This is a genomic window from Bariatricus sp. SGI.161 (assembly GCF_050313695.1).
GTDB lineage: Bacteria > Bacillota > Clostridia > Lachnospirales > Lachnospiraceae > JAFBIX01.
Genome location: NZ_JBNPLX010000051.1, coordinates 1 through 9,516 on the forward strand (window position 1 = coordinate 1; position 9,516 = coordinate 9,516).

Genomic DNA, 9,516 nt, shown 5'->3' on the forward strand with positions numbered 1-9,516 from the left:
GATTGATATCAAGGGTTTTCTTTGGTATGTGGGAAAGAGGGAACAGAAAATGAAGAAAACAACGATTATGACAGAAGGATCTATATGTAAGAAGCTTCTGATGTATTCTATACCGCTGATTTTAGGGAATTTATTTCAGCAGTTATACAATACAGTGGACTCAATCATTGTGGGAAATTATATTGGAAGTGAAGCACTTGCGGCGGTAGGATCAAGTGGAAGTATCATTAATCTGCTGATTGGATTCTGTGTAGGAGCGTCCGCGGGGGCGGGAGTAGTCATTGCACAGTTTTTTGGTGCGCAGGATAAAGAGGGTGTCAGAAAAGCAGTACATACAACGCTTGCAATTGCGATTGCAGCAGGTGTTGTCATGACAGTAGTGGGGATTCTTTTGGTTCCATTTTTGTTAAAGGCGATGGGGACGCCAGAAGAAGTATTTGGACAGGCAGTGACATATCTACAAGTATACTTTGGGGGGATTTTTTTCTCTGTTATCTATAATATGTCAGCAGGAATCTTGAATGCAGTAGGTAATTCCAGACGCTCCTTGATCTATTTAATGATTGCTGCTGTATCCAATATATTTCTGGATCTTTTACTGGTCGTGGTCTTAAAAATGGGAATTGTCGGTGCGGCCTTGGCGACCGACATCAGTCAGCTGCTTTCTTGTATTTTTATTCTTTTGTTTTTAACGAGGAGTCAGGAAATATATCGTGTGCGCCTGAGAGAAATCCGATTTTATGAGCGGATGCCATCTAAGATTATTAAGATTGGACTTCCAACAGGAATTCAGCATGTCGTGATTTCATTTTCAAACGTGCTTGTTCAGTCCAGTGTAAATAGTTTTGGTGCGGCTGCGATGGCTGGATTTGCGGCTTACATTAAAATAGACGGATTTAATATTCTTCCGGTTATGAGCTTTAGCACGGCGGCAACAACATTTACTGGTCAGAATATTGGAGCGGGAAAATATGATCGGGTGAAGAGAGGAATGTATGTTTCTCTGGCGATGGGAATTATCTACACGATAGCGACAGGAATTCTTCTGCTGATTTTTGCACCACAGGTAATAGGTGTTTTTACAGACAACCAGGAAGTTGTGACATATGGAGTTTATATTATGAAGTTTTTCTGTCCGTTTTACTGGTCTTTGGCAATTCTCCATGTATTGTCCGGGACTATCCGAGGGACAGGTCATACGCTGGAACCTATGTTAGTGATTCTGTTTTCACTATGTGTGTTCCGTGTCATTTGGATTACAGCGGCTTTGTCAATTGCACATCAATTTTCTTATGTTATGGTTGTGTATCCATTGTCTTGGATGGTTGGTATGATATTGATTTTGCTCTATGCATGGAAGGGAAGATGGATGCCGAAAAAAGCAGCATGATTCATATATCAGAAGTAAAAGGAGGAGATAGAGATGCCATCATTTTTAAGTGACTTGTCAAAATTTCAGGGGACGGGCGAGAAAAATGCGGATGGAAAAACGTTGGAAGAATTTTTGGAAGAATACGATCCATATCGTTATCAGACACCGAGCTGTACTACAGATGCAGTCATATTTGCGCACTCGGGAAAATTAGAGAAAGGTCTGGAAGGGTTGAAACTTCTGCTGGTTAAGAGAAGTAATCATCCAAGTATTGGTTATTGGGCATTGCCGGGAGGATTTATCAATATAAAGGAAGATCTGGATGACACAGCCAGAAGAGAACTGGAAGAGGAGACTGGTGTCAAGGGACTTGTGATGGAACAGATTGCAACTTACGGAGATTATGATCGGGATCCTCGTGCCCGTGTGATTACTACGGCATATATGTCTTTGGTTGATGAGAAAGATGTAAAGGTACAAGCCGGAGACGATGCGGCAGATGCAGTATGGTGTGAGGTAGGCCTGGAGATGACTCAGACAGAATGGACAAGGGATTGTGAGAAGAATCTGTATACACTTCGGATCCGGAACAAAAGCCGTCATCTGGATACAACGGCGCTTGTAGAACAGACAGTAGTGACAGGGTTAATAAGAGAACAGAAATTCCAGGTGAAAGAGATGGGAACGCTGGCGGCTGATCATGCAGCGATCATTGTCCATGCTCTCGTATTGTTGAAAAATCGTCTGTAAACTGCTGAAAACGGTGGAATCTACCTTGTTTCACCATATTTTTTATGATAAGATAATGTGCATAATGTAAGTATCTACAAGGAGGAGCCCCATGGGAGAAGAAACAGTTTCAAAAAATTTTATTGAACAGGAAATAGATAAAGATCTGGCGGAAGGAGTTTATACAGAGGTATGCACAAGATTTCCGCCTGAACCGAATGGATATCTGCATATTGGACATGCGAAATCCATTCTTTTGAATTATGGATTAGCACAGAAATACAATGGAACTTTTCATCTTCGATTTGATGATACAAATCCAATGAAAGAAGATATGGAATTTGTAGAGTCTATCAAGGAAGATGTAAAGTGGCTGGGAGCAGATTGGAAGGAACATCTGTATTTTGCTTCCGATTATTTTGATGTTATGTATGAGTGTGCTATTAAGCTGATCAAGAAGGGAAAAGCATATGTCTGCGATCTGACTGCAGAAGAGATTCGCGAATATCGTGGAACACTGACAGAGCCAGGAAAGAATAGTCCATATCGTGAACGCTCCGTAGAAGAAAATCTGCGATTGTTCGAAGAAATGAGAGACGGAAAATGTAAAGATGGTGAGAGAGTTCTTCGTGCGAAGATTGATATGGCATCTCCGAACATCAATATGCGTGATCCGGTCATCTACCGTGTTGCACACATGACTCACCACAATACAGGTGATAAATGGTGTATTTATCCAATGTATGATTTTGCACATCCGATTGAAGATGCTGTGGAAAAGATTACACATTCTATCTGTACATTGGAATTCGAAGATCACAGACCGCTGTATGACTGGGTAGTAAGAGAATGCGAGTTTGATCCTGCACCGCGCCAGATTGAATTTTCCAAATTATATTTGACGAATGTGGTAACCGGTAAGAGATATATTAAGAAATTGGTTATGGATGGTATTGTAGATGGTTGGGATGATCCAAGACTGGTCTCTATCGCAGCATTGAGAAGAAGAGGATTTACTCCGGAATCCATCAAAATGTTTGTTGAGATGTGCGGGGTATCCAAGAGTCAGAGCTCTGTTGATTATGCAATGCTGGAATACTGTATTCGTGAGGATCTTAAGTTGAAGAAGCCTCGTATGATGGCAGTGTTAGATCCAATCAAACTTGTGATTGATAATTATCCAGAGGGAGAAGAGGAATATCTGGATGTTGATAATAATATGGAAAACCCGGAGCTTGGAGCACGTAAAGTTCCGTTTTGCCGCGAACTGTATATAGAGCGCGATGACTTTATGATCGAGCCTCCGAAGAAATACTTCCGACTCTTCCCCGGAAATGAAGTCCGTCTGATGCACGCATATTTTGTAAAATGTGAAAGCTATGAGACGGATGCAGATGGTAATGTAACTGTGGTACATTGTACTTATGATCCTGAGACGAAATGTGGTACTGGATTTACTGGAAGAAAAGTCAAAGGAACGATCCACTGGGTGGCTGCGCCATATGCAAAGCAGGCAGAAGTTCGTCTGTATGAGAATTTGATTGATGAGGAAAAGGGAGTTTACAATAAAGAAGATGGTTCGTTGAATTTGAATCCGAATTCACTTGAAGTCCGTAAAAATTGTTATGTAGAAGACAGTTTTGCAGAGGCAAAGGGCTGCGATAGTTTCCAGTTCGTAAGAAATGGATACTTCTGTATCGATTCCAAGGACTCAACACCGGATGACTTGGTATTTAACCGAATTGTGTCTTTAAAGAGCTCTTTTAAATTGCCAAAATAAGAAACGGTAATGATGGAGTTGCCTTATGAATGAATTAACCATGAACCTGAAAACGCATTCAAAGATTCCTCTGTATGAGCAAATCTACAATTATATCAAGTCGGATATTCAAAATGGAAAAATTGCATATGGAGAGAAGTTGCCATCTACCAGAGCACTGGCAAAGCATCTGGAAATAAGCAGAAGTACGGTGGAACTTGCCTATGAGCAATTGTTGTCAGAAGGATATATTGAGTCGGAACCTTATCGGGGATTTTTTGTGGCGCAGATTGAAGAGTTATATCATCTTCAGAAAGGAAAGATTACATCTGCAAAGATATATAAAGAAAAGAAAAAGTATAAATATGATTTTACTCCCAATGGAGTAGATTTGAAAAGTTTCCCATATAATGCATGGAGAAAATTGTCAAAAGATATTCTGATGGATGATAAAACTGAATTATTCAGAGCGGGAGATTCACAAGGAGAGTATGGGTTCCGCAATGCAATCTGCAATTATCTGTATCAGGCGCGAGGAGTTAACTGCACACCAGATCAGATTATCATTGGAGCAGGTAGTGACTATATTCTTATGCTGCTCAGTACGATATTAGGGATTCATCATCGAATTGCGTTTGAAGACCCCACTTATAAACAGGCATACCGAATGGTCAGAAGCCTGTCTTATGAGACGGCTCCGGTACCAATGGATAAGAATGGTATGAAAGTATCTGAATTAGAAAAGTCCGGGGCAGACATTGCCTATGTAACACCATCTCATCAATATCCTACAGGAGTTATCATGCCGCTCAAACGACGGCTGGAACTTCTGCGCTGGGCTTCTCAGGAAGAAGGAAGATATATCATAGAAGATGATTACGATAGTGAATTCCGTTATAAAGGGAAACCGATTCCTGCACTTCAGGGATATGATGGTGAAGATAAGGTTATCTATCTTGGAACATTTTCCAAATCCATTGCTCCGGCTATCCGTCTTAGTTATATGGTTCTTCCGAAGCCATTGCTGGAAGTGTATGATCAAAAGAGCCGGTTTGTTAATTCTACCGTTTCTAAGGTGGATCAGATGATCGTGCAGAAATTTATAGAGGAAGGGTATTATGAACGGCATCTGAATAAAACAAGAGCATTGTATAAGAGCAGACATGATGTGCTAATTGAAGGATTACGTCCAATGATGGATATCTGTAAGATATCAGGAGAACATGCGGGGGTTCACCTTCTTCTGACTTTCCATAACGGAATGTCAGAAGAAGAATTGATTCAACGGGCAGAAGCGGAAGATATTCGTGTCTATGGGCTTTCGGATTATTGTATTCAGGAAAAATATGAAGGAAATGCCACCATATTGTTAGGATACGCGAACCTTTCGGAGGAACAGATTCGAGAGGCAGTTCAGATATTAAATTGCTGTTGGAAAAAATAGTATATATACCTTTTGAATAAGTTTTTCATTAATTGGAAGGAAAATATTAGCTACAGGTCCTACACAGGCAGCACAGATCACAGTTCCGAGTCCAACTGAACCTCCCAATAGGAATCCTGCAAGGACAAAGGAAATATCTGTTATGACACGTACGATTCCGAAACTTTGTTTTGTCTTATCACTGATTACAACGGCAACCAGGTCGTTAGGACCAGTTCCTGCGTCGGATTTGATTACAATAGTCATACCATAAGCCAATATCACACATCCCAGTGCGAGAATAATAAGCTTATATGCGAGGGGACTGCTTTCCGTTACCACTGGTTTTAGGATGAGTGTAAATATATCTATAATAGGTCCTCCAAAAATCATACAAAGAACGGTGCCTATTTTAATATAGGTTTTGTCTGTTGCCAGAAGAATCAGAATAATCAGGAAGCAAAGAGCGATATGGACACGTCCGTGAGTTAAAAATTCCCATCCTGTCAGATTAGACAATGTACGATAGACTCCCTGCACCAGCACATTATAGGGGTCAGAACCGAGATTTGTAAGGAGGAACAAAGTGACCCCCAGATGGGCAATCGTCAGTCCTACCATCAGAATGATTATTTTTAATAAATTTATTTTATAGTTTTTAAACATAATATTCCCCTAAACTTAGTATTGGATTTCTTTTTGTTTAGTATATCGTATCTTAAAATAAAAATAAAGTGCGTAAGTCTTGTTATCAGTAACTTACGCACTTTAATTGTATTCTTTTTACAATCTATGCTTCTTCCGTTGATTCTTCCGTATCAGTACCTTCAGCTTTTTCTTCAGCAGGAGCTTCATCTTCAGGGACTGTCTCAACAGTCTCTTCTTTGACTGATTTATCAGATGGATTTAAAGAAACATATTCACGGTCTGTCACCGGTTTTAAATCACTGTCAAGATCAAAATCTTCATCTTCAAAATCATCGGCAAATTCATCATCCTCGTTGATATCTTTTTTCTTTAAATAATATATAAGGCCTGCAGCGGCACTGCTGACAGCAGCCAGACCTAATAGTTTTTTGCCCCAATTCTTCATGATTGTTATAACTCCTTTCAAATCTGTTATTGAATATATCATACCACAGTTTTTGGCAATTTTCCTCTAAAATTAATATAAAATATAAATAATATTGTAATACAAATTTCATAAATGTGTGTTACACTGTAACATATGCGAATGACAGCAGAAGGAGAAAGCAAGAATTATGAGTAAAAATCAGACAGCAGGTACAGCAAAGAAAGGTTTGTTCCGTATTATATTCAGCAGAACAGGAATCATACTGCTTTTGCTTCTATTGCAGATTCTGTTTTTTGTAGAATTTATTTTTCGGGTAGAAGCGTATGCGCCATATGTCTATGGAATTATTCTGGTTCTGGAAGTCATTGTTATTGTGTACATCATTAATTCCAAAGGGAATCCGGCTTTTAAAATGACGTGGATACTGTGTGTACTGACTTTTCCTCTGATAGGAACGGTATTTTATATTTATGTACAAATGCAGGTGGGAACGAGATTCCTCCAGGATCGTTTAGCGGTATTGAAGATTGAGACAGATCCATATATGCAGCAGGATCAGGATACATTAGGGGCTATCTGGGCAAGCAAATCCGCTAATGCACAGTTGTCTTATTATCTGTCTAATCAGCTGGGCTTTCCTACCTATCGCAATACAGAGGTGAAGTATTTTCCACTTGGAGAGTATAAGTTCAAGTATCTGACTGCAGAATTAAAAAAAGCAAAAAAATATATCTTTATGGAATATTTTATTGTAGAGGAAGGTTACATGTGGGGAACCATCCTGGATATTCTGAAGGAAAAAGTGAAAGAGGGTGTTGAAGTACGGTTCATGTATGATGGCATGTGCGCAATTTCCATGCTTCCTTATAACTATCCGACTTATTTGAAAAAATATGGAATCAAATGTAAGATGGTAAATGCAGTAAAGCCTTTCTTATCGACGACACAGAATAACAGGGATCACCGAAAAATCTGTGTGATTGATGGGAAGGTAGGATTTACTGGTGGAATTAATCTTGGAGATGAATATATCAATAAAAAAGTAAGGTTTGGGCATTGGAAGGATACTGCAATTATGTTAAGAGGAGATGCCGTACAGAGCCTGACCATGATATTTTTACAGATGTGGAATGTGGACGAGCGTCGGAAAGATGAATATGAAAATTATCTGACGCCAAAGCGAAAGGGACTTCATCGTGAGATGGGATATGTAATTCCTTATGCTGACAGTCCGTTTGACAATGAAAATGTAGGAGAAGAGGTATATTTTCATATTCTGAATCATGCAAAAAAATATGTTCATATCATGACCCCTTATCTAATCCTGGATAATGAGATGATAACGACACTTTTGCGTGCGGCAAAGAGTGGAATAGAAGTGATTATCATTATGCCTCACATCCCGGACAAATGGTATGCATTTGTGGTTGCACAGACATTTTATAAAGAATTGATTGAGGGAGGCGTGCAGATCTATGAGTATACTCCTGGGTTTGTTCATGCCAAAGTGTTCGTCTCAGATGATGACACTGCAACGGTAGGAACTATTAACCTGGATTATCGGAGTTTATATTTACATTTTGAATGTGGTACGTTTATTTATAACAATTCAGAAATAGATAAAATCGAACGTGATTTCCAGCATACTCTGACAAAATGTCATAAGGTGACATTGATAGAAGTAAAGAATCGAAGTACATTTTCAAAAATTACAGGGCAGGTTCTTCGTCTTGTCGCGCCTCTGATGTAAAAGTGAGGAAAAATATTGAAGAATCGTTGAAAATGCATTTTACAGAAGCGGGAAAATATAGTATAATTCATAAGTGGTTCCATTAGGAATACTTGATAAGAATGATAAGTTATGTTAATAACGCAGGAGGAATTGATATGGTTAAAGCAGTAGTTGGTGCTAACTGGGGAGATGAAGGAAAAGGTAAGATTACGGATATGCTTGCTGAGAAGGCAGATATTATCGTAAGATTTCAGGGAGGTGCTAATGCAGGACATACCATTATTAATGATTATGGAAAATTTGCATTGCATACTTTGCCATCAGGCGTATTCTATGGTCATACTACCAGTATTATAGGAAATGGTGTGGCATTAGATGTTCCGGTCCTTTTTAAAGAGATCCAGTCTATTGTTGACAGAAATGTTCCGATGCCGAAGATTCTTGTGTCTGACCGTGCTCAGATGGTGATGTCATATCATAAGAATTTTGATGCATATGAAGAGGAAAGATTGGGAGGAAAATCCTTCGGATCAACCAAATCGGGAATTGCACCATTTTATTCTGATAAATATGCAAAGATTGGTTTCCAGGTAAGTGAACTTTTTGATGACGAGTTATTGAAAGAGAAAGTTAAAAGAGTTGCAGAGCAGAAGAATGTTCTCTTAGAGCACCTGTACCACAAACCAACAATCAATCCTGACGATCTTTATAATGAATTACAAGAATACAAGAAGATGGTAGAGCCATATGTATGTGATACCTCTCTCTATCTTCACAATGCCTTAAAAGAAGGAAAAGAGATTCTCTTAGAAGGTCAGCTCGGATCCCTGAAGGATCCAGATCATGGAATCTATCCAATGGTTACATCTTCTTCTACATTGGCTGCATATGGTGCAATCGGCGCTGGAATTCCTCCATATGAGATTAAAAAGGTAATTACAGTATGTAAAGCATATTCAAGCGCTGTAGGAGCAGGTGCCTTTGTAAGTGAGATTTTTGGAGAAGAAGCAGATGAACTGAGACGTCGTGGCGGTGACGGCGGAGAGTTCGGTGCAACAACTGGGCGTCCAAGAAGAATGGGTTGGTTTGACTGTGTGGCATCTAAATATGGATGCAGAATGCAAGGAACAACAGATGTAGCGTTTACCGTATTGGATGTTTTGGGATATCTGGATGAGATTCCAGTATGTGTTGGTTATGAGATTGACGGAGAAGTGACTACAGAATTCCCAACGACACACTTATTGGAAAAGGCAAAACCAGTCTTAAAGACACTTCCAGGATGGAAATGCGATATCCGTGGAATTAAGAAATATGAAGATCTGCCAGAAAACTGCCGTAAGTATATCGAATTTGTAGAAGAACAGATAGGATATCCGATTACAATGGTTTCTAATGGACCAGGAAGAGAAGATATCATCTATAG

8 protein-coding genes are annotated in these 9,516 nt (G+C 39.4%); 6 read left to right on the plus strand and 2 right to left on the minus strand.

The genetic code is table 11. The features are described from left to right. Positions 1–100 precede the first annotated feature (100 nt). The 4 genes from ACQRBH_RS16700 to ACQRBH_RS16715 all read left to right on the plus strand — a co-directional run bounded on the left by ACQRBH_RS16700 (position 101) and on the right by ACQRBH_RS16715 (position 5,304). Positions 101–1,390 carry an MATE family efflux transporter gene (locus ACQRBH_RS16700; protein WP_427762594.1) on the plus strand — a complete coding sequence of 430 codons (1,290 nt, stop codon included), beginning with the start codon at positions 101–103 and terminating at the stop codon, positions 1,388–1,390. 33 nt (positions 1,391–1,423) lie between these two features. Beyond that, entirely contained in the window at positions 1,424–2,122 is a 699-nt protein-coding gene (locus ACQRBH_RS16705; protein ID WP_347376688.1) for an NUDIX hydrolase, read from the plus strand. A gap of 91 nt (positions 2,123–2,213) precedes the next feature. Further along, the gene (locus ACQRBH_RS16710; protein WP_427762586.1) at positions 2,214–3,881 is read left to right on the plus strand and encodes a glutamine--tRNA ligase/YqeY domain fusion protein; all 1,668 of its coding nucleotides are present in this window, start codon (positions 2,214–2,216) and stop codon (positions 3,879–3,881) included. Between the two features lie 25 nt (positions 3,882–3,906). Continuing rightward, a complete protein-coding gene (locus tag ACQRBH_RS16715) occupies positions 3,907–5,304 on the plus strand; it encodes a PLP-dependent aminotransferase family protein (protein WP_427762588.1) in 1,398 nt (465 codons plus the stop codon). Here ACQRBH_RS16715 and ACQRBH_RS16720 read toward each other — a convergent pair. Both ACQRBH_RS16720 and ACQRBH_RS16725 read right to left on the minus strand, forming a co-directional pair. Then, positions 5,281–5,949, minus strand: a complete 669-nt coding sequence (locus ACQRBH_RS16720) for a YczE/YyaS/YitT family protein (protein ID WP_235234020.1) — start codon at positions 5,947–5,949, stop codon at positions 5,281–5,283. The genes ACQRBH_RS16715 and ACQRBH_RS16720 overlap by 24 nt on opposite strands. Before the next feature lie 124 nt (positions 5,950–6,073). Further along, complete coding sequence (locus ACQRBH_RS16725) at positions 6,074–6,376, minus strand: hypothetical protein (protein WP_427762589.1); 303 nt, start codon at positions 6,374–6,376, stop codon at positions 6,074–6,076. A 169-nt stretch (positions 6,377–6,545) separates the two neighbouring features. Between ACQRBH_RS16725 and cls the strand changes: the two genes are divergently transcribed. After that, the gene (gene cls / locus ACQRBH_RS16730) at positions 6,546–8,108 is read left to right on the plus strand and encodes a cardiolipin synthase (RefSeq protein WP_427762591.1); all 1,563 of its coding nucleotides are present in this window, start codon (positions 6,546–6,548) and stop codon (positions 8,106–8,108) included. Between the two features lie 137 nt (positions 8,109–8,245). Beyond that, a partial coding sequence (locus ACQRBH_RS16735) for an adenylosuccinate synthase (RefSeq protein ID WP_427762593.1) occupies positions 8,246–9,516 on the plus strand: 1,271 nt, incomplete at its 3' end.

What these genes read in the sequence shown, in the direction of transcription:
- ACQRBH_RS16705 (WP_347376688.1), top strand. Translation starts at nt 1,424, where the DNA reads ATGCCATCATTTTTAAGTGACTTGTCAAAATTTCAGGGGACGGGCGAG.
- ACQRBH_RS16720 (WP_235234020.1), bottom strand. Translation starts at nt 5,949, where the DNA reads ATGTTTAAAAACTATAAAATAAATTTATTAAAAATAATCATTCTGATG.
- ACQRBH_RS16715 (WP_427762588.1), top strand. Translation starts at nt 3,907, where the DNA reads ATGAATGAATTAACCATGAACCTGAAAACGCATTCAAAGATTCCTCTG.
- cls (WP_427762591.1), top strand. Translation starts at nt 6,546, where the DNA reads ATGAGTAAAAATCAGACAGCAGGTACAGCAAAGAAAGGTTTGTTCCGT.
- ACQRBH_RS16725 (WP_427762589.1), bottom strand. Translation starts at nt 6,376, where the DNA reads ATGAAGAATTGGGGCAAAAAACTATTAGGTCTGGCTGCTGTCAGCAGT.
- ACQRBH_RS16710 (WP_427762586.1), top strand. Translation starts at nt 2,214, where the DNA reads ATGGGAGAAGAAACAGTTTCAAAAAATTTTATTGAACAGGAAATAGAT.
- ACQRBH_RS16700 (WP_427762594.1), top strand. Translation starts at nt 101, where the DNA reads ATGTATTCTATACCGCTGATTTTAGGGAATTTATTTCAGCAGTTATAC.